Annotated in this window: 22 protein-coding genes; 13 read left to right on the top strand and 9 right to left on the bottom strand. The window is 39.6% G+C overall.

From position 1 onward, the window contains the following. Nucleotides 1–8: 8 nt before the first annotated feature. The gene (locus tag I6F42_RS11840) at nt 9–365 is read left to right on the top strand and encodes a HopJ type III effector protein (protein ID WP_197152270.1); all 357 of its coding nucleotides are present in this window, start codon (nt 9–11) and stop codon (nt 363–365) included. Between the two features lie 10 nt (nt 366–375). Here I6F42_RS11840 and I6F42_RS11845 read toward each other — a convergent pair whose 3' ends face one another. Together I6F42_RS11845 and I6F42_RS11850 are read right to left on the bottom strand one after the other, a co-directional pair. Continuing rightward, nucleotides 376–783 carry a GNAT family N-acetyltransferase gene (locus tag I6F42_RS11845; protein WP_197152271.1) on the bottom strand — a complete coding sequence of 136 codons (408 nt, stop codon included), beginning with the start codon at nt 781–783 and terminating at the stop codon, nt 376–378. Nucleotides 784–823: 40 nt separating this feature from the next. Further along, a complete protein-coding gene (locus I6F42_RS11850; RefSeq protein WP_197152272.1) occupies nt 824–1,129 on the bottom strand; it encodes a DUF6482 family protein in 306 nt (101 codons plus the stop codon). A gap of 109 nt (nt 1,130–1,238) precedes the next feature. Here I6F42_RS11850 and I6F42_RS11855 point away from each other — a divergent pair, with 109 nt between their 5' ends. The 3 genes from I6F42_RS11855 (at nt 1,239) to I6F42_RS11865 (ending at nt 3,626) form a co-directional block, all read left to right on the top strand. After that, nucleotides 1,239–1,931, top strand: a complete 693-nt coding sequence (locus tag I6F42_RS11855; RefSeq protein WP_007580533.1) for a pseudouridine synthase — start codon at nt 1,239–1,241, stop codon at nt 1,929–1,931. Between the two features lie 102 nt (nt 1,932–2,033). Continuing rightward, nucleotides 2,034–2,408: a BlaI/MecI/CopY family transcriptional regulator gene (locus I6F42_RS11860; RefSeq protein WP_007580531.1), complete on the top strand. Its 375-nt coding sequence runs from the start codon at nt 2,034–2,036 to the stop codon at nt 2,406–2,408. A 9-nt stretch (nt 2,409–2,417) separates the two neighbouring features. Further along, the gene (locus tag I6F42_RS11865) at nt 2,418–3,626 is read left to right on the top strand and encodes a TonB family protein (RefSeq protein WP_197152273.1); all 1,209 of its coding nucleotides are present in this window, start codon (nt 2,418–2,420) and stop codon (nt 3,624–3,626) included. 73 nt (nt 3,627–3,699) lie between these two features. Here the strand turns inward: I6F42_RS11865 and I6F42_RS11870 are convergent, their stop codons facing one another. Further along, on the bottom strand, nt 3,700–4,083 hold the full coding sequence (locus I6F42_RS11870; protein ID WP_002961011.1) for an MAPEG family protein: 384 nt from the start codon (nt 4,081–4,083) through the stop codon (nt 3,700–3,702). Between the two features lie 239 nt (nt 4,084–4,322). Between I6F42_RS11870 and I6F42_RS11875 the strand changes: the two genes are divergently transcribed. Next, a complete protein-coding gene (locus tag I6F42_RS11875; protein WP_197152275.1) occupies nt 4,323–5,201 on the top strand; it encodes a DMT family transporter in 879 nt (292 codons plus the stop codon). A gap of 67 nt (nt 5,202–5,268) precedes the next feature. Here the strand turns inward: I6F42_RS11875 and I6F42_RS11880 are convergent, their stop codons facing one another. From I6F42_RS11880 to I6F42_RS11895, 4 genes are all read right to left on the bottom strand, one after another. Then, a complete protein-coding gene (locus I6F42_RS11880; protein WP_166377884.1) occupies nt 5,269–5,586 on the bottom strand; it encodes a multidrug efflux SMR transporter in 318 nt (105 codons plus the stop codon). After that, a complete protein-coding gene (locus I6F42_RS11885; protein WP_166419551.1) occupies nt 5,586–7,118 on the bottom strand; it encodes a bifunctional GNAT family N-acetyltransferase/carbon-nitrogen hydrolase family protein in 1,533 nt (510 codons plus the stop codon). Before I6F42_RS11885 ends, I6F42_RS11880 begins: the two co-directional genes overlap by 1 nt. Nucleotides 7,119–7,217: 99 nt before the next feature. Beyond that, entirely contained in the window at nt 7,218–8,066 is an 849-nt protein-coding gene (locus I6F42_RS11890; RefSeq protein WP_165729336.1) for an MBL fold metallo-hydrolase, read from the bottom strand. Between the two features lie 86 nt (nt 8,067–8,152). Next, a complete protein-coding gene (locus I6F42_RS11895) occupies nt 8,153–10,438 on the bottom strand; it encodes a penicillin acylase family protein (RefSeq protein WP_197152277.1) in 2,286 nt (761 codons plus the stop codon). 156 nt (nt 10,439–10,594) lie between these two features. On the opposite strand from I6F42_RS11895, the gene ycaO reads away from it, so the two are divergent. The 7 genes from ycaO to folX all read left to right on the top strand — a co-directional run bounded on the left by ycaO (nt 10,595) and on the right by folX (nt 19,288). Continuing rightward, the gene (gene ycaO, locus I6F42_RS11900) at nt 10,595–12,355 is read left to right on the top strand and encodes a 30S ribosomal protein S12 methylthiotransferase accessory factor YcaO (protein WP_007580513.1); all 1,761 of its coding nucleotides are present in this window, start codon (nt 10,595–10,597) and stop codon (nt 12,353–12,355) included. Between the two features lie 115 nt (nt 12,356–12,470). Continuing rightward, nucleotides 12,471–15,833, top strand: a complete 3,363-nt coding sequence (locus I6F42_RS11905) for an ATP-binding protein (RefSeq protein WP_197152279.1) — start codon at nt 12,471–12,473, stop codon at nt 15,831–15,833. 43 nt (nt 15,834–15,876) lie between these two features. Continuing rightward, nucleotides 15,877–16,506 carry a YceH family protein gene (locus I6F42_RS11910; RefSeq protein ID WP_197152280.1) on the top strand — a complete coding sequence of 210 codons (630 nt, stop codon included), beginning with the start codon at nt 15,877–15,879 and terminating at the stop codon, nt 16,504–16,506. A 68-nt stretch (nt 16,507–16,574) separates the two neighbouring features. Further along, nucleotides 16,575–17,405, top strand: a complete 831-nt coding sequence (gene nadE, locus I6F42_RS11915) for an ammonia-dependent NAD(+) synthetase (RefSeq protein ID WP_197152282.1) — start codon at nt 16,575–16,577, stop codon at nt 17,403–17,405. A gap of 225 nt (nt 17,406–17,630) precedes the next feature. Beyond that, the gene (folM, locus tag I6F42_RS11920) at nt 17,631–18,350 is read left to right on the top strand and encodes a dihydromonapterin reductase (protein ID WP_010554547.1); all 720 of its coding nucleotides are present in this window, start codon (nt 17,631–17,633) and stop codon (nt 18,348–18,350) included. Between the two features lie 22 nt (nt 18,351–18,372). Continuing rightward, nucleotides 18,373–18,927, top strand: coding sequence for a GTP cyclohydrolase I FolE (gene folE, locus I6F42_RS11925; RefSeq protein WP_002962341.1), 555 nt, complete (start codon nt 18,373–18,375; stop codon nt 18,925–18,927). 4 nt (nt 18,928–18,931) lie between these two features. Next, nucleotides 18,932–19,288 (top strand): dihydroneopterin triphosphate 2'-epimerase, encoded by a 357-nt coding sequence (folX, locus tag I6F42_RS11930; protein ID WP_007377309.1) that lies wholly within the window; start codon nt 18,932–18,934, stop codon nt 19,286–19,288. Nucleotides 19,289–19,305: 17 nt separating this feature from the next. Here the strand turns inward: folX and I6F42_RS11935 are convergent, their stop codons facing one another. Continuing rightward, nucleotides 19,306–19,740 (bottom strand): YqaA family protein, encoded by a 435-nt coding sequence (locus I6F42_RS11935; RefSeq protein ID WP_197112607.1) that lies wholly within the window; start codon nt 19,738–19,740, stop codon nt 19,306–19,308. Nucleotides 19,741–19,968: 228 nt separating this feature from the next. Then, nucleotides 19,969–20,334, bottom strand: coding sequence for a DUF4870 domain-containing protein (locus I6F42_RS11940; RefSeq protein ID WP_007580507.1), 366 nt, complete (start codon nt 20,332–20,334; stop codon nt 19,969–19,971). A gap of 184 nt (nt 20,335–20,518) precedes the next feature. On the opposite strand from I6F42_RS11940, the gene I6F42_RS11945 reads away from it, so the two are divergent. Continuing rightward, nucleotides 20,519–21,220 carry a spondin domain-containing protein gene (locus I6F42_RS11945; RefSeq protein WP_101163826.1) on the top strand — a complete coding sequence of 234 codons (702 nt, stop codon included), beginning with the start codon at nt 20,519–20,521 and terminating at the stop codon, nt 21,218–21,220. Nucleotides 21,221–21,224: the final 4 nt, after the last annotated feature.

Raw genomic sequence — 21,224 nt, forward strand, 5'->3', positions numbered from 1 at the left:
GGTAACACATGACACTAAATAACTATTTAAAAGCACTTGCTGAAAACCCAAAAAGCATTCAATTTACCGATACAATGGCGGTGATTGAAGCAAATTACGACTTTACTGCATGTGGCTTTAATAACCATGGATTACTTAGCGCTGCGAGTGAGAACAACGGCTCATGTAAAATTTTTGCGTTTGCTAAATTAAACGATTTAAGTAAACAAAATACGTTAGATTGCTTTGGTAAGTTTTACCGACAAGACGTGCTGCAAAACCCAAAAGGCGATGATCACCTAAATATTCGCACTTTTATGTTAGCACCAGAGGCAACACCTTTTTTAGGAATTACCTTTGAAGGCGAGCCACTAAAAGAAAAATAGCCAGCAAAAATTAAAGTGGCTTTTCCATAAAGTAACGCGTACCTGAGCGTGGGTAATTATTAAGTTGATACTTAACACTATAACCGCGCTTTTCGTAAAAAGGTTTTGCTTGAAAATCAAGTGTATCAAGCTGAGCAGTTGTTACTCCTAGCTCAATAGCAGCTTGCTCAAGTGCCGTTAGCAATTTATCTGCAAGCCCTTTACCTCGTGCACTATCGCTACACCAAAGCCAATTAATCATCAGCCAATTTCCAAACACACACCCACTAATACCGGCAACAAGCTCGCCTTGCTCATCAGTAAATTTATAGCCTAATGGCACTCTTTGCGCATCAAAATGCTGGGCGTTAAATTCAACCATTTGTGCGCGAAGCGCTGAGTTTAACGCATCGGTATTATCTACTTTTAATTGATACATTTATCGCCCTTAAAAAGTAGATACTAGCAAATTAGCTCAATCAATAAAGATTATTTTTACCGTAAGGTACTTCAAGCATATTGCTGCTGGTTTTATCCGGCTGACCGCACATTTCATCGTAAGCACTTGTTTGGCGCAGTACCATTTCGGCATACGCTATTTTTTCAAAACGCTTTTGAACATGCAGTGGGCTGAGCGCTCTTAAAAACTCACCGCTGTCTTCTGTTACATAATATTCAACGTTATTAATCATTACCGATACTTGATAAAGCGCCATATCTAACGAGTGAACAATGACTTTTTGTAGCGGTTCGTGCTTTTTTAACTGTGAAAATTTAATACCCATCTTGGCTACCTTTTTATATTTAACCTGAGTTCTGGTTATTTAACATTATCGATACGCAGCTTTGCTATAATCACGATCAAATTTTTATTAGCCGCTGGCGTCACACGTTATGAGCACAAAAATCCGACTCGCTAAATATATTGCCCATGCAGGTATTTGTTCTCGTAAACAGGCATCGCGTTTAATTGATGAAGGTGTGGTGACTGTAAATAATCGCCCAGCAAATCATATAGATCACGTTGATGAGCAAGACACAATAATTGTGAACGAAAAAGAAATTAAAGGTGCTGCCGATTTAGTTTATTTTGCGTACCACAAACCAGTAGGTATTGACTGTAAATTAAATATTGATGACCCAGCCAGCCTTATTCACCATTTGCCCACACTCACCCGCGTTTACCCTATTGGTCGATTAGATAAAGACTCTCGCGGTTTGCTTATTTTGACCAACGATGGGGATTTTTGTAATCAACTAATACATCCTGACTTCCACCAGCCTAAACATTATTTAGTCACCGTAAATAAGCCTTTAGACGATGCTTTTTGTAAAAAAATGGCAGCAGGCGTACCCGTTGATAAACACATAACCCTGCCTTGTGAAGTAAATAAAATAGCCAGCAATCAGTTTAGTATTGTTTTAAAACAAGGGCTAAACAGACAAATACGTAAAATGGCGCATTACTGCGGATATAAAGTAATTGATTTATTTAGAGTGCAATTTAGTGACCTCACCCTTTCAAAACTAAACCTACCTGAAAACCAATATATACAAATTAATAAAAACGATATTTCAAAAGTCTAATACCAAGTCACTTAATTACATCTCAAAAATTTAAAAAATAAACTTGCAATTATAGATTACAGGTGTAGTCTTTAATTAAAGATTACATTTGTAGGCAATAGCATGATTGAGTTATCAAAAGCAGAGTTTGACGTGCTCGACGCACTTTGGATTAACTACCCCGCCACCGCGAGCCAAATAATTGAGCGCTTAAGCGACGATAAGCAATGGCACGAAAAAACCATTAAAACCCTACTAGGTCGACTAGTAAAAAAAGGCGCACTTACATTTGAAAAAGAAGGTCGTCAGTATATTTATATGCCGTGTATGGAGCGCGCCGACTACACCTTAAAAGAAAGCCAAAACTTTATTGAGCGCTTTTTTAGTGGGCGTATTGCGCCACTTGTAAGTGGTTTTGCTAAATCGGAGCAGCTTTCTCAGCAAGATATAAACGAGCTTAAAAAAGTTATAGATGACTGGGAAAAAAACCAAAAGTAAGGGATTAACATGGTTATTCAAACTGGTTTTAATTGGTTGATTGAGCAGCAATTACTATTAAGCATTTTGTTTTGTGGATTTATTTTACTCGAGCGATTTGGTTTAAAAGCCCTTGGCTCGCGGTTTGTATATAAATTAGCATGGCTATTACCTGCGGCATTGGTTATTGCTAATTTACCAAATGCGATTAAACCACTGCAAAATAGCAATATTAGCCATTACTTAATCACCCCTAACCAGCCTTTTACACATGAAATGGGTATTAGCTGGGCGCTCATATATGTACTTATTACCGCAGGGTTATTAATAGCTAGCTTTATTACGCATACCCGCTTTGTTAAAAGCCTGCAGTTAACTGAGTTAACACAATTTGAAGGCACTCTTGCCACTAGTGTTAAAACCTACACCAGTCAATATGTGGCAACGCCAATGGTGGTGGGTATTTTAAACAGCAAGCTGGTGTTACCGAGTAACTACAATACCCAGTTTGATAAAGCCACATTAGCGCTTATTTTAGAGCACGAAAACGTACACATAAAACGCAAAGACAACCTAACAAACGCACTTATATTACTACCTACTATTTTACTTTGGTTTAACCCACTAGCTTGGTTTTGTTACGCAAGCATGCGCCGACTACAAGAGCTGACTTGTGATGAACGGGTACTTAGCAATAAAACCACACAACAACATATTTTATATAGCAAAGCCTTAATAAACTGCGCGGCAAATGCGCCCACAGGACTTATGGCTTATTCACACTACGGAGATAAAAAAACCATGTTACAACGACTTACTAATATAAAACACAACGGGGAGCGTTCAAAGTTTGCTAAAGGTGGCTTATTACTTGTAGCCGCAAGCATGCTAAGTGGCTTAGCAATTGCAAAGCAACCAGAAGCAATGACTAAAGAGGATCACATTTCACCAACAATACGCATTGAACCTGCTTACCCAATACAAGCAGCTCAACAAGGGATCAGCGGCTCTGTTGTATTAAAATACGATATTGCAGCAAACGGTAAAACAAAAAACATTAGTGTTATTCAATCTAAACCTAAAGATGTTTTTGATAAATCAGCGAAAGAGGCGCTAGCAAAATGGAAATATAAAGCATCAGATTCAGGTTTTGAAGATGTACTTGTGCAACTAGATTTTGCGATTAATAGTGAAGTGGCGCCTACCGATTTAATAGAGCGAATTAAAGTATCGCATTAACACCTCGAGTTGTTCAAGACTACAAAGCAAGCGCCCTTTTAGGCTGCTTGCTTTGTGGTTTTACGCTATAAAGTTACAAACTCACCACAATCATGGCAATGGCTGTACCCAAACCAATAAACCACACTAATGAGCGAATTATATCTAGGTTCATATAGTAAAATACGCAATACAAAATACGCGACACAATATGCGTAACAGCTAGCATTTCGGTTACTGCACCTACAGAGTTAGTGCCCAGTACAACTGCAATAGCGACAGCAAAAACAGCAAGCGATTCAAAACAGTTTTGATGAGCAGCAAGCGCCCGTGCACCAAAGCCGGTTAATTTTGTTTGTTGCGCCCTTGGGTGTTTATTGTCGTATCGACCTAATTTTGCCATTGCTATAGCAACCGGCACTTTTGCAAAGTAAGGCATTAATACCGCAAGTAATGCACATACAACTAATGTTGTCATAATTTATCCTTTTGATGTTTCGGATAATTTAGCATAAGCGCAATAAAAAAGCCGCCAGATACGTTTTATGACAAACGCTGGCGGCTAACAATAACATCAGGCTTACTATAGCTAAATATATCCTCAAACCCATGCGACATAATGTCGCAGATGATGAATATTCAACATCATAGTTAATGCATCGCTTTACTTCACAAAGCTTGTTAACTTTACTGCCTTACATTTTAACGATGACGACCATGACCTGGATATTTTTCACTTTTTTAGCCGCCTTTATGCAAGCATGGCGTAATGCCCTGCAAAGTAAATTAAGTAACGATGTGAGTGTGGCTGGCGTAACTCTCTCCCGCTTTATTATTGCAGGCCCTATTGCTGCCGTGTATTTATATGGCCTTTATCAATATCAAGATACCGCCATGCCTACGTTTAATAATGCCTTTTGGGGATTTATTATAGGCGCAAGTGTGATGCAAATACTTGCCACTGGTTTAATGGTTAAGTTATTTAAAATGAATAATTACGCCGTAGGTGCTGGGCTTGCCAAAAGCGAGGCGTTAGTGGCTGCTATTTTAGGTGTATTATTTTTTGGCTCGGCACTTTCTTTACTCGGTTGGCTTGGTGTGTTTTTTGGCGCTATTGCCGTATTGCTACTCAGCGGCATAACAAGCGTTAAACACTTTAATGCTAAAACGGCATTATTAGGCCTTGCTTGTGGTACTTGCTTTGCACTTACATCACTGTGGGTACGTGAAGCCAGCTTAAACTCAGGATTATTATTTCCACACTCAGCCGCTTGGGTTTTGCTGTTTGTAATTAGCTTACAAACACTAATACTACTGAGCTATTTATTATTAAAAGAACCGCAAACACTCAGTAAACTGTGGCAATACAAAGGCACTACAGCCGCAATTAGTGTTTTTAGTTGTATCGGCTCTATTGGCTGGTTTAGTGCAATGAGCTTACAACATGTTGCTTACGTTAAAACACTTGGGCAGGTTGAAGTCTTTTTTACCATGCTAATTGCTGTACTTTGGTTAAAACAGCCACTTAAAAAACAAGATACTGCAGGCTTAATACTCATAGCCATTGCCGCTGTTTTAGTCATGCTACCAAGTTAAGAGCATAAAAAAGCGCAGGCTTTTATACCTGCGCTATTCATAATTAAGCGTTTATTCAAATTACCAATTAAGAGCTTATTTTAAGTGTTATCACACCGCTAATAATCATTAATACTCCCGCAATACGACCAAATGTAGCGGCATCGTTATAAAACAATATACCCACTAAAAACGTACCCGCAGCGCCAATGCCTGTCCACACGGCGTATGAGGTGCCCATTGATATTTGCCTTTGTGCAAGCCACAACATAAAACCACTAGCGACTAAAAATGCCACCGCTATTGCGATACCCTGCCAACGAGTATCTGGGTTTTGTGAAACTTTTAAACCTATCGGCCAGCCAATTTCAAGTAAACCGGCAATAACCAAATAAATCCACGCCATTAAACATCTCTCTTTTTCAAAATTACGTCGTATAAATCTTCACGTCGATCTTTTAAGTTACGCACTGTGCCTTCGCTGTGAAGGATTTTAAGCTTATCCATATCAAGGTCACTAAATAACAGCATTTCTGTATTAGGTGTGGCTTCGTTAAGTGTTGCATCGTGCGGGAACGAAAAGTCCGATGGCGTTAACACAGCCGATTGTGAGTACTGCACATCAAGGCTTTCTACTTGTGGTAAGTTACCTACCGAGCCTGCAATAACCACATAACATTCGTTTTCTATTGCACGCGCTTGTGCACAATGGCGCACACGTAAGTAGCTATTTTTAGTATCGGTCCAAAATGGGACGAACAAAATATCTAACCCTTGTTTTGCTAATATGCGTGAAAGCTCAGGAAACTCTACGTCATAACAAATTTGAATACCTACACGCCCAGCATCGGTTTCAAATACAGCAATTTTGTCGCCGCCTTGAATAACCCAATCGTTTTGCTCATGCGGGGTAATATGTATTTTACGTTGCTCGTCTATTTTACCGCTGCGGTGGCATAAATAACTCACGTTATAAATTTTATCGTCTTCGGCAAGCGGCATAGAGCCAGTAATAATATTGGCGTTGTATTCTATTGCCATACGCGACATCGCGTTTTTAAACGTTTCGGTATATTCCGCTAAATAACGAATCGCTTCAGTTTGGTTGCTTTGATTTCCTAAGCCCATTAATGGCGCGTTAAAAAATTCAGGGAATAATATAAAGTCACTTTTGTAGTCAGATACGGTATCTACAAAGTATTCAACCTGCTTTAGCATTTCTTCAACCGATTCAACACAACGCATTTGCCATTGCACAGCACCTACACGCACAATTGATTTAGTTGACTCGAGTACCGTGTCGGTTGGTTCATACATAATGTTATTCCACTCAAGTAAAGTGGCGTAACCAACTGACTCTTGATCCTCTGGTAAGTACTTTTTAAGTAAACGCTTTACCTGAAAATCGTTAGATAACTGAAAACTTAAAATAGGATCGTATAGCTCTCTCTGATCTACTTTTGCAATGTATTCCATTGGCGTCATTTCACTACTGTGATTGTAATAACGCGGAATACGCCCACCCGCTAAAATAGCGCGTAGGTTATATTGGCGGCACAGTTCTTTACGGGCATCATAAAGGCGACGACCTAAGCGCATGCCTCTGTGAGTTTCGCTAATGGCAACATCTAAGCCGTATAGCGCATCGCCGTCGGTATCGCTAAATACCCGGTCGTGACCATCTGCAATATCTTCGTATGTATGCGGGTTTGAAAAACGTGTGTAATCAACTTGTACACTTAATGCTAAGCCCACCAGCACACCGTCATCTACAATACCTATTTGCCCTTCAGGAAATTGGTCTATTAATCTAAAAATGGTATGACTTGGCCACGCACCACCTAAGTCGGGATACGCTTGATCCATCAAGGTTTTAATTTGCGGATATTGCTCTCTGGTTAAGTTACAAATTTCAAGATGGGTTTTTTCTGCCGACATACACAACTCCTTTAGGCATAAGAAAATAAAAGCCGAATGTACGCTCGATTAAATCAAGAATACACTCAGCTTTGTATCATGTTTTTTACTTTAGATGTACTACTTTAAACTGCGATAAAAAAGTGTGGTTACTTTCTCTTTTGGTAACCAGCCTGCGTATTCAAGACCAAGTTCTGCCAATGGATCGGCTTTAAGTACTTGCTCTAAGCTTGCATTATTTTGCATTGCTTTTAGCATTACGTCTTTCGCGTTTTGAACTAGCTTACCATACGCTATCAGTCCTGAACGGTCACTTACCTTACCGTGTCCTGGTATTACTTTAGTGTTGTCGTCAATTTGTTTAACTACATCGTCTACTGCCGCTAAAATACCATCAACGCTGCCGCCGCTATCTACATCAACAAACGGTAAGCTGCCAAAATTAAAGTAAATGTCGCCCATGTGCACTATGTTGTCGTTACTAAAAAAAACAACCGAGTCGCCATCAGTATGTGCATGTTCGTAATGCACTACATGGGCATGTTCATTATTAAAATGCAGTTTTAAATCGTGACCAAAACTAATGCGCGGTAAAAAGTCTGACCCTTCTCCATGCTGCTCTTCTAAACGTTTATGTACATTGTCGTGTGCTATAACGTGCGCACCCGCTTTAGCAAAGTTTTCGTTGCCACCGGTATGATCGCCATGATGATGCGTATTAATAACAAACTCTGCACTGCCTGGTTTTAAATCGCTAATCGTTTTTTTAATGTCGTCTGATAACTTGGCAAACTGATCATCAATAATATAAATGCCATCATCGCCTACACTTGCTGCAATATTACCGCCTTGCCCAAATAGTACGTATATATGCTCACTTAGCTTTTGTGCTGTTACTGGTCCCTCGTCGGCTTGCGCTGCTGTACTTAGTAATAAACCTGTTATTAATGCGGGTAGTATTTTTTTCATTTTTGTTCTCTGTTGTATGAAGTAATTAATATAGAACGTTTTTATCACTATTTAAGCTCACTCACTTATCACTTATCACTTAAACGTTATTTAATAGGACTTATGACTATTTGATGCATAAGTGTTTGCGGCAATAAAGGTGTATGTTTACCCTCTACGTAATCACTAAACCCCGCTCTATAAAATTCAGAAAGAGGATGTCCCGATTGCCCACCCGGAATAGCTAAAATTGCATGTTCTAAATGCCCAGGTTGAGCAATAAAGCGCTGCGATGCGCCAAAACTACGCCCTTGTACGGCGGGCATGTAGCTATCACCAAAACCCGCTGCTGTGGGCATATTTAATAACTTAGCAAGTAACGGCATTTGCTTTGCAAACGGGTGCTCTATCACTAACTCATTTACCTTACCCCACTGCCAGCTTTGTACATTATTACCAAATTGCTCAGTAAGCTTAGTAATAGTTTGGTTAAATGCACCGTGTAATTGTGCATCCCAGCTTTTAAATTGCGGGTTTATCCACGTATCGGGTTTGTTATTAATAAGCTGCCACACTGCGGGCTCTAAATCTCGCTTTACGTATTTAAGTGTGCCTTGCTGTTTATTTAATTGGCTTTCAATATTACTAAATAAAATATTAATCACTTCATCGCGGTAGCGCTTAACTAAGGTATACCCTGTGGAGGTTGAACACGCACATTGCTGCCAGTTTTCAAGCGCTGTTATATATTGCTGATTTTTAGTTTTATCGGTTTTTAATTGCTTTAATAGCAGAGCATGCCAAGGCATCAAAAAGCGAGCTTGGTTATCAAGTTGTAATGCGTAAAAGTCACTCTCAGCAAATGTTTGTTTTTCAAATAATCTATCGCGAATTTGACTCGAACGTGCACCGAGTGCATAGCCACCATTACCAAAACGCGCGTTATCTTCAGCCGATACCACGCGAGAGTTACCAGTCCATAATCGCCCGCTTTGTGGGTTTTTAATAAAGGGACGTTCTAATTCGGTTTGCTGCCAAAGCACTGAGTAGTCATCGGCATTTACGCCAAGCTCACTTGGCGTTTTACGAGCCGGTATACCGCCCATATTTTTCCACGCTGCGTTACCTTGGCTATCTACCACCATTAGGTTTTGCACAGGTATTCCTACATCGCTTGCTACGGCAAGTGCATCATCTACTGTTTCGGCTTGCTCTAACTTTAATAATTGCATATTAACGGCGTAAGGCTGATGTGCAGCCCAGCTCAATGCATAAGGTTTTTCGTTAATGTATTTTACAGGGCCATATTCGCTGAGTATTAATGGGTAGTTTTCAACTTCCCCATCGGGTAATGCAATAGGTTCATCTACTTGCCATGTTTTACTATCATCGTTTAATGCAATCCAATCGGCTGTATCTAAATAACCGTTAGTAAACCCCCATGCAATATTATTGTTAGTGCCCACTACAATAGCAGGCGCTCCGGGCAGCGATACACCGGTTACCTGAGTTTGCTCACCATTTTGTATATAATTTAATTTCGCTCTGTACCAAATTACAGGCACTGCCATCGATAAATGCATATCATCCGACACCATACCAGCACCTGTTTTAGTCAGCGCTCCTGTAACTGCCCAGTTATTACTGCCGCGCTCTTGGTTGGCTTCAATACTTTTAACTGTATGCTGTGTTTGAGTTGGCAAAGTAGGTATGCCGCCGCTATAAGGCGCTAATTTACTGCCATCAAGCGCGGCTTGGTACTTACTTGGTTGCGTTAAAAAATCAACCATTTGCTTTGTGTACGCTTGCTCAATTTGAATGAGTGCTTGGTCGCGTTCAAATGTGGCGCTTTGCAAATCAAGGTACATGCTAAATATCACAAGTAGGCTGTCTTCGCTTTGCCATGGCTTTTGTGTTGCACCTGTTAGTAAATATTCAAAGCTTGAATACCCTACTTGCGCTAAACCTTCGTTTACACCTTGAGCGTAACTTTTAAGTAATTGCTTATCGGTCTCAGGCAGCGTTTGTAAAATAATTTGGCTGCGTTTACGTAATTGATGAAAACGCATCTTTTTATCGAGCCCCAACGCGGCTTCGCCAAATAATTCACTTAGCTCGCCTGCGGCATTACGTCTTAGTAAATCCATTTGAAAAAATCGGTCTTGCCCATGCGCATAACCTAAACCATAGGCTGCATCGTTTCGGCTATTTGCATTTATCACTGCTTGCCCTAGTGCATCGCGCGAAATTTTTACGGGATCTACTACCGCGTTACTACGTCCGTTTCCATCAAGGGCAGGTAAACTTAAACTAAGTACACCATAAACAACGGCGGTACTTGCCAGCCCTAAAATCACAATTAATAATAACAAGCGTTTGATTACTTTAAACATCAACCTTTCCTTTGCACGTTTTGACCAAGCGTTAAGGCCATATAATAACCACAGTTTTATTAAATAATAATGTTCTTGCTCGCAAAGGGTGAAATAAACATCAAAATCCACGATAATGTCAGCTCCACACATCGTGCAGAACTAGTTGAGATCAATATGACTGAAAAAACATTTATCAAAGGTAAAGACCGCGACCTAGAGTCGTCAATCTCTACCATGCAAAACAAGCTTGAAGCCCTACACATTAATGTTGAAGAAGCGCTTTGGCTTAACCCTGTAGCTAACTGTTATTCGGTTCATATAAAAGACAGTGACTGCGGTGTTATGTTTACCAATGGTAAAGGCGCAACCGACAAAGCATCTATTGCCTCAGCACTCGGTGAATACTTTGAGCGTTTAAGCTGTAACTACTTTTTTGCAGACTTTTATCTAGGTGAAGAATTTGCCAATGGCGAGTTTACTCATTACCCAACCGAAAAATGGTTTAAAGTTGAAGGCGATGAAGTACCACAAGGCATTATGGATGAAAGCTTATGGGATTACTTTGACCCAGAGCGCGAACTTACCGCATCACACCTTTTTGATTTTAACTCTGGCAATATTGATCGTGGCATTTGTACCCTGCCCTACACTCGCCAACGCGATAACCAAGACGTATACATTCCGGTAAACGTTATTGGTAATATTTTTGTATCTAACGGTATGAGCGCAGGTAACACAAAATTTGAAGCTCGCGTACAAGGTTTATCAGAAGTATTTGAACGCGCTATTAAAAACCGCATCATCGCCGAAGGCATTTGTTTACCAATCGTGCCTGAAGACGTTGTTAAGCAATATCCTAAAATTCACGAAGCGTGTGAAGAGCTTCGCAGCCATGGCTTTCATTTACGTATTGCCGATGCATCACTTGGGGGGATTTACCCAGTAATGAGCGTAACGCTTATTAACCCAACTGATGGTTCTGTGTTTGCCTCTTTTGGTGCTCACCCTTCATTTGAAGTAGCGCTTGAGCGTACCGTTACTGAGTTACTACAAGGTCGTCGTTTAGATCAACTAGATGTATTCCAACCTGCAACATTTGATAACGATGAAGTAGCAACACCAGAGAACATTGAACTGCACTTTATTGATTCAAGCGGTTTGATTTCGCATGATTTCTTCCGTGCAAAACCTGACTTTGAATTTGTACACTGGGACTTTAGCGGCACAACAGAGCAAGAGTATAACTTCTGTACTGACCTGATTCACAGCATGGATCACGATATATACATCATGGATTACACGCACCTAAACGTATACGCATGTCGTATTTTAGTACCAGGCATGTCAGATATTTATCCAGTTGATGAGCTTATTTGGCGCAACAACAACGAAGGCGCAAAATTTCGCGAAGCATTCCTATCGCTTGATCAGTACGATGCAGAGCAATGGATGGAAATTTACGACAGCCTAGAAGAAGCCGGTCATAGCGATATTATCCGCGCCGCAGAATTTATTGGCTTAGCAACTGATGCCGACACACCATGGCACACACTGCGTATAGGTGAGCTTAAAGCGCACCTATGCTTAGCCGCAGGCAGCGAAGAAGCCATTGATTGGGTTGATTGGATACTTCATACGGGCCAAGTAAACGAAGATGCAATGCGCCACTTCCGCTGTTTAAAAGCGATTCTTGAAATTAAATACGATGACGAGCGCGAATACGCTGATTACCAAGATGCATTAGGCTTAATGTTTGGTGCTAATAATGTAGCGCTGGCTATAGAAATTGCCGAAGGTAAAAAGCAGTTTAACGGTTTAACTTTTCCAGGTTTATCGCTTGAAGGCTTTAAAAAGCATGCGGCACTACTTGATGGTTACCGCAAGCTACACGTAGCAAAGCAAAATCATTGGGCACGTGAAGTTAGCGATTCGTAACTCGCTAAACTACTAATTATAAAAAATAAACGGCGCATTTGTTAATGCGCCGTTTTCATTTATGTCATAAATTAGCTATAGTTAATTTGCCTAAATTAACGCCACGATGTAGCTAATGCCACCGTCTAGTAATAACAAAAAAACGAATGTTCATAACTTTAAGCTGACCTTTTGGTTATCGCTTACGCTAACTGTACTAGTTGGTGTTGTTCTTGATCGTATTAACTATAATCGTGTAAAAGATGCTCACCGCCTACAAATTCTTTCAGAAGTAAGTACTTATAGAGCTCAACTCGAATCAACCTTAGTTTCTAATATTCAACTAGTACGGGGTTTAGGTGTTGCCGTTGCCGCAGAACCGGGTTTAGAACAAGAACGCTTTGAACAAATCGCAGCTCCTCTTTTTGATACATCAAATGAACTTCGTAATATTGGTGGCGCTCCCAATATGGTCATTCAAATGACCTATCCTTTAAAAGGGAACGAAAAAGCAATTGGCCTTAATTTTTTAGATAATAAAAATCAGCGTACTGATGCACTTAGAGCCCGCGATACCAACACAATTATTATGGCAGGACCGCTAACATTAGTTCAGGGGGGGGAAGCATTAATCGCCAGGGTTCCGGTGTATACCCCTCCCAATAATGAGTTTTGGGGGTTGTTGTCGGTTGTACTCGATATTGACAAGGTTTATATCAACTCTGGTGTTTACGAATTAGAAAAACAGTACAACGTTGCCATTCAAGGGCGTAATGGTTTAGGTAAAAAAGGCGAGTTTTTTTTCGGCAATCAAAATATTATTCAGCAAGATCCTCTTGAGTTCACTCTAAATTTTCAAGGCGGCAGCTGGCAGTTATATGTAGCGCCAAAAATCGGTTGGAGCCCTCCTATTTCATCAATCTGGCCACTTCGGTTATCGATTATTATTATTTGCGGGTTATTAATCTGGGCCTTTTTATTCTTTTTGAAAATGCTTAATCGTCAGCAACAAAACGAAAAAATGCTTGAAGCAATGAGTGATCTAGCTCAAATAGGCGCATGGTCATTTAACTTAGAAACTAAACAAGTGTATTGGTCTGATATGACCAAAAAACTATTTAAATACCCATTAAATAACCAACCAGAATGGCCTAAAGATTTAAACTACTTTAAAAAAGGCACTAGCCGAGAAACAATTAAACCTTTAATTGAACGAGCCATAAAATATGGTGAAAGCTACGAAGTTGAATTAGAAGTAATGGATGCAGAAGGTGAATCTGTTTGGGTACTCGTACATGGTGAAGCAGAACGAAAGAATGGACGATGCACACGTATTTTTGGCTCACTACAGAATATTGATACCCGTAAAAAAATTGAATTAGAAAATAATAAAACCGCATTACATAACGAAATTTTAGCTTCTCTTACCGTTAATAAATTAATATTAAATGGGCAACTTAGCCAATCGAAAGATATTATCACTGAAGCAATCTGCCAAGCATTCGATATTAAACGTGCCAGTATTTGGTTTTTTAATGAAGACAAGTCTCAACTAAGCCCCTTTGCCATACATAGCAAACATTCGTCTAGTGACAAAATTGACTCTATTTGGCTAAGAAAAAACAACCCCGGCTTTTTTAATGCAATAGATCATCAAGCAGTATTTAATGCACCCGATGCACTAGAACACCCAATACTCGCACCAATTAAAGAGCAGTATTTAATGCCACTCGAGATTAAATCAATGCTGTGCGTAATTATTCCTGCGGGAAGTGGTGCTATAGGCGTTGTTTGCGCCGAGCAATGTCAATCCAAGCGCCACTGGTCTAAAAACGAAGAAAGCTTTTTAATTGCCGTTGCAGCGTTAATTGGCAGCTTGCACTCGAGCCAGCAACGAATTGAAACTGAACAAAAGCTGGTTGCTGCCAAAGAAACAGCAGAACAAGCTGTTGAAGCTAAAAGTGAATTTTTAGCAAGTATGAGCCACGAAATTCGCACACCAATGAATGGTGTTTTAGGCATGCTTAATATAATTAAGCAAACGCAACTAGACCTACAGCAAAAGCATCATATCGAACTTGCTCAGTCATCAGCTCAATCTTTACTTAATATAATTAACGACATATTAGACTTTTCTAAAATTGAAGCCGGTAAGCTCGATATTGAAAACGTGCAATTTAACCTACCTCGGTTATTAGGAGAAGTGGTTGAGTCGTTTGCTTTAAAAGTAGAGCAAAACAATACAAAACTTATTTTAGATGCCACTCAAATTACAGTTAGCGAAATAATTAGTGATCCGAACCGCTTACGCCAAATTTTGAATAACTTAATTGGCAACGCCGTTAAATTTACTATTGATGGCGAAGTAGTTATTACCGCCAAAGTGGATGAAACAACGGATGGCTCGTTCCTGCAATGTTCGATTATTGATACTGGCATTGGTATTGACCCTAAAAAACAAGCGTCGTTATTTGATTCGTTTACACAAGCAGATACCTCAACTACACGCCAGTTTGGGGGCACAGGGCTTGGCCTTGCCATAGTAAAACAACTGTGTGAGCTGATGAACGGTGAAGTAAGTGTAAACAGCATGCAAGGTGAAGGAAGTACATTTTCTTTCACAATACAAATACAGCCTCGCTTAAGTAAAGAACAAGATTTACCGAGTCATTTAATTAAAAACAAACATATTTTAATTATTGATGAGTGCTCGTTAAATGCAAATACAGCCAGCAAACAACTCACGGTATGGGGTGCAAAGGTTAATTGCATACATGACTATCTTGAGGTTGATGATTGTTTAAATAATGTAACCACCCACCCTGAAGCTATTTTAGTTGATTACTACTTTTTTGAAAAAGCGCCGCAAACGCATATAACTGCGCTTAAAAACTTTATAAATATGCATAGTTGCAAGTTAGTTCTTATGGCGCCAATGAGTTATTCACCTGAAGAGTCTAAAGTAGGTATGGAAGTCGACTGTATGATTTTCAAACCACTCACACCTTCTGATTTGTTTGACTCACTCACTAACGATAAATACATTGAACAACAGCAGCAACAAGCACAACTACAAAATAAACTAACTAAAGCACCAGTACTCGATTCATCAGAACCACAACTACTGCTCGTTGAAGACAATAAAATAAACCAAGTAGTTGCCTCGGCGCTATTAAAGCAAGCAGGTATGACTTTTGATATTGCTGAAAATGGGCTTGAGGCAATTGTAAAACTCAATGCAAAACAAGGTAAGCCATATAAGCTAGTTTTAATGGATTGCCAAATGCCTGAAATGGATGGCTACCAAGCCACTAAAGCCATTAGAGAAGGCGATGCAGGTAAGGGTAATGAAAATATTACTATTATTGCACTTACAGCCAATGCCATGCAGGGCGATAAAGAAAAATGCCTAGCAGCAGGCATGAACGACTATTTAAGTAAGCCGCTCGATTTAGCCGCTCTAAAACCTAAACTCCAGCAATGGCTTGGTATCCAATAAAGGTGTAAGCTAATAAAATACGCTTACTAATTTGAGATTATTTATGCAGTTATCAGCAAATCAACAACGTATTCTTGGTTGCTTACTAGAAAAACAAAGCACAACGCCAGAACATTATCCGCTATCGTTAAACGCTCTAGTGAACGCATGTAATCAAAAGTCTAATCGCGATCCTGTGTTAAATCTTACAGATAGTGACGTGCAAAACGCACTTGATGAACTAATAGACATGCGTTTGGTAACTATAGATGAAGCGCTTTCTGGTCGCGTAAATAAATACGACCACCGCTTTTGCAACACTGAGTTTAGTAATCTGCAATTTTCTGCTCAGCAACGTGCCATTGTTTGTTTATTACTTTTACGTGGTGCCCAAACCCCAGGTGAATTAAGAACTCGCAGTGCTAGGCTTGCTGATTTTAATAACGTAAATGAAGTAGAAACAGCGCTCAATAAACTGATTGAAAGCGATTACGCCCGTAAATTAGAACGAGAAGCAGGTAAACGCGACAGCCGATACATTCATTTATTTGGCGAACAACAAAATAATCCCGCCGATGCCTTTGTTGCTCTACCAAGCGAAGTAATTAAAGATAAAGAATTAAGTGATTTACTAGCAGAAGTAGAAGAATTAAAAGTAGAGCTTCGCAAAATAAAAGCTCATTTAAAACTTTAATTAATTAAGACTAAATCACATAATAAGTTTATTACGTATCACATATTAAATTTTATAAGGAGCTGGCAATGCGCGCCGAAATTATGGCTGAAATGAAGGTTAAGCCAACTATTGATGTAAATGCTGAGATAACTCGCCGGGTTGCTTTTATTAAAGCACGTTTAGTAGCAGCTCACTCACGATCACTAATATTGGGTATTAGTGGTGGTGTTGACTCATCAACTTGCGGCCGCTTATGTCAACTTGCCGTAAACGAGCTAAATAAAGAACACGATACTGACAAATACCAATTTATTGCTGTGCGCTTACCTTATGGCGTACAAGCCGATGAAGACGAAGCGCAAATGGCGGTTGATTTTATCCAGCCAAGTAAACGTATGACCGTAAACGTACAACCTGCGGCTGATGCATTGCATGAGCAAGCGATAGCTGCTGTAGTTGGCTGTGGTGAAGCACTGCCTGAGCAAGCTCAGATAGATTTTATTAAAGGTAATGTTAAAGCACGCCAACGTATGGTTGCTCAGTACGAAATTGCTGGCTTTTGCCAAGGCTTAGTAGTGGGTACCGATCATAGTGCTGAAAACATTACTGGTTTTTATACTAAATTTGGTGACGGCGCGTGCGATTTAGCTCCGCTATTTGGTTTATCAAAACGCCAAGTGCGTGCACTTGCTACTGCACTCGGTGCCCCAGCTTTATTAGTAGATAAAGCACCTACAGCTGATTTAGAAAGCGACCGCCCAGGCTTAACAGATGAAGAAGCACTTGGTTTGAGCTATGAGCAAATTGATGACTTTTTAGAAGGTAAATCTGTTTCTAAAGACGTTGAACAAAAGCTTGTAAGTATTTACATGCGTACACAACATAAGCGCCAACCAATTCCGACAATTTACGATTAATGTTTTAGTAAATAAAATAAAGCAATTAACGCCTTTGAGGATTAATTGCTTTTTTGATCGACAGATTAAGAAACTGCGTATATTTTAATAAATTAACGCTTTAAATTTTATAATACCAATTGCGTTAAATTAGTGATCTATTATAGCCCTAAGAAAATAGCGATAGATCGATCATGTTTTAACAATATTGGTATAAGTTACCCGCCAAAGAGAACACTGCCTTATATGACATCGCCCATCTTAATTACCGGCGCAGGCCAACGTATTGGTTTAGCGCTCGCTCAGCATTATATAGCCCAAGGGCAGGCTGTTATTATTACGTATCGTACTCGCCACAACGCTGTTGATAAATTAGAGCAACTAGGCGCTGTATGTATTTATGCCGATTTTAGTACCGATGACGGTATAAGTGCATTTATAAATACGCTTAAAGAGCATACAACATCGCTGCGCGCTGTTGTTCACAATGCATCAAGCTGGGACTGCGAAGCCAACAATCCTGACTTTGCAGTACTGTTCGATAATATGATGCGTATACACGCCAAAACACCGTATTTAATTAATTTAATGTGCGCTGAGCTGCTTATAAACTATCAGCAAAGTGAAAAAGTACCTGCTGATATAATTCACCTTACTGATTATGTAGTTGAAACAGGCAGCCCTAAACACTTAGCTTATGCAGCAAGTAAAGCAGCTCTCGATAACTTAACTAAATCGTTTAGCGCTAAATATGCGCCAAACATAAAAGTGAACTCGGTTGCTCCATCACTCATTATTTTTAATGAACATGACGATGAGCAATATCGAGCTAAGACCCTTAAAAAATCATTAATGGGCATTGAACCCGGATGCCAAGAAATTATCAATAGCATTGATTTACTATTACAAAGCCACTACATCACAGGGCGTTCTTTGCCTGTTGATGGCGGCCGTCATTTAAAGTAAATATAAATAAACTGAGATATTTATGCACAATGAATTAAAAGAAAGTTACGAAAAAATCATCACCGCAGTAGGCGAAGATGCTAACCGCGAAGGCTTACTTGATACGCCAAAACGTGCTGCAAAAGCAATGGAATATTTAACGCAAGGGTATCGTCAAACGCTTGATGAAATAACTAATAAAGCGGTATTTACATCTGACGCTGACGACATGGTGTTAGTGCAAGACATAGAGCTTTACTCTATGTGTGAGCATCATTTACTACCTTTTATTGGCCGTTGCCATATTGCTTATATTCCAAACGGTAAAGTATTGGGCTTGTCTAAATTTGCACGTATTGTTGATATGTTTTCACGCCGTTTTCAAATTCAAGAACAGCTAACGCATCAAATCGCTAAAGCAGTTGAAGAAGTTACTGGCGCTAAAGGTGTGGGCGTTATTGTTGAAGCAAAACACATGTGTATGATGATGCGTGGTGTAGAAAAGCAAAATTCAAGCATGCGTACATCAGTAATGTTAGGTAACTTTAGAAGCGACCCTAAAACACGCAACGAATTTTTGCAGCTTATAAAAGGTTAACCCTATGGCTAATGCAATTATTAACGTTACTAATTTGCGCCTGCGTACGTTTATTGGCTTTAACCCCGATGAGCGTGAAAAAAAGCAAGATGTAGTGATCAATCTAGAGATTCACTACCCTGCTGATGACGCGTGTAAAACGGATGAAGTTGACCAAGCACTTAATTATAAAGTGATCACCAAAGAAGTAATTAGCTTAGTAGAGCAAGGGCACTTCTTATTGCTCGAAAAATTAGTGGCTGAAATTCTTGCGGTTTGTCACTCACACCCAAGTGTTCATTACGCTAAAGCACGTGTTGATAAACCGCATGCACTGCGTTTTGCCGACTCGGTGTCGTTAACGCTTGACTGGGCTAAATAAGGCCTTAAAAAACTTATTTAAAAAAGCTTTTCGAATCCTACGGCAAGGGCGATAACCGCTAAATAGCGCGCGCCTTTGCCTAGTGTTACTAGTAATAAAAACATACTAAAGCGTACTTTAAATATCCCCCCAATTACAGTTAGCGGATCGCCTACTACTGGCAGCCAAGCAAACAACAAACTATACACACCGTATTTATTAAATTGCTTTTGTGCGTTATCAAGCCCTTTTTGCGATACCGGAAACCATTTTTTATCTTTAAAACGCAGTACCTGCGTGCCTAACCAGTAATTAACACAGCTCCCTAACACATTTCCAAGTGTTGCTACGCACCACATAAGCCATAAATTAACTTTACCTTGGGCAATCATCCCCACCATTATCACCTCAGAAGAGCTAGGCAGTAATGTGGCAGATATAAATGCGCTAATAAATAACGTGAGATAAAGCATAATGCCCTTATGGCTAAACGTAAAAACCCAGCCTATAGCTGGGTTTATAATACCAATTTTATTAAAAACATGATCATTCTAGCGTATTAAATAACTCACTAACTACGTTAAAAATTATTCATATAGAACAACTATGTATCATAATTTTAGCCTTGTTATTGAGCTATTTTCTTATCGCTATAATAGATCACTAATTTAATGCAATTGGTATAAAAATAAACTGTGTGTCTATTTTATCAAATTTAAACTAAACGGGTAATTAAACTCTTTACCTTCATTAGCTTTAATACTTGCCATTACAACCATTACAAACCCAAAAATTGCCACTATAGGTAGTAATATTAAGCCTACTGCTACAAACATCAGTAAAAAACAAACTACATATGCAATTGCCATCGTTATTTGAAAGTTAAGCGCCTTTTTACCGTGCACGTCAACAACTGGCATCTCATCTCTTTTAATTAACCACACAATTAATGGCCCAATTATTGAGCCAAACGGCACAATAAATCCGGCAAGCGCACTCAAATGGCATAACATAGCCCACATACGGTCATCTTTATTAACTGGTTCAACCTGTTGATTTTCTTCCATAACACTCTCCTTTTTGTTTTATGTATGTTGCCTCTTAACTAAACAAATGTCTACAAATCAACCAACGTATTTGTATTTAAAAATCACAGCGTGAAATCTTGTGATAAAAAAGTGATAAGTTTGTGAGAGTTTCTGGAGACGATTATTCAATACTTAACTCGAATCATCACTTACAGGAATAATAATGAAAACTTCTACATTAACAATTGCAATTCTTTTAGCGGCAGCTAGCCAATCGACTATGGCCGCAGAATTAGACCTAAAAGTTACTAACCTAACCAAGGGTATTCACTTCACTCCACTGTTAATTACAGCACACAACAGCGAAGACACACTATTTGAAGTCGCAACAGAGGCATCTACAGCATTACAAACAATGGCTGAAGGCGGCAATATTGCAGAGCTAGTTGCACAAGCAGCTGCAGCGGGCAGTGATATGGCTGCAAATCCAGCTGAAGGTTTACTTGCACCAGCCGCATCTACAACGGCAACACTAACAACTACTGACGGTAACGAGTACCTATCTTTAACTGCAATGATGCTACCAACTAATGATGGCTTTGTAGGCTTAAACAGCTGGAAAATCCCAACAGAAGCGGGTACTTACACAATTAATTTAAATGCTTACGATGCAGGCACAGAACAAAACAATGAGCTTGTAGTTGAAGGCTCTGGCGCTCCAGGTACTCCGGGGATTCCTGCGGCTCCAGGTGGCGACGCTGGCACTGGCGGTACAGGTATATTAAGTGGTGATACAAATACAAGCATCCATATTCACCCAGGTAGCTTAGGTGATGACGATTTAGAAGCGGGTAATAGCGATTTAAGTAATACAGTACACAGATGGTTAAACCCAGTAGCGCAATTAACCGTTACAGTTAAGTAGGAGC

Origin of the sequence: Pseudoalteromonas sp. SWYJZ12 (assembly GCF_015864395.1) — a bacterium.
Classification (GTDB): Bacteria; Pseudomonadota; Gammaproteobacteria; order Enterobacterales; family Alteromonadaceae; genus Pseudoalteromonas; species Pseudoalteromonas arctica.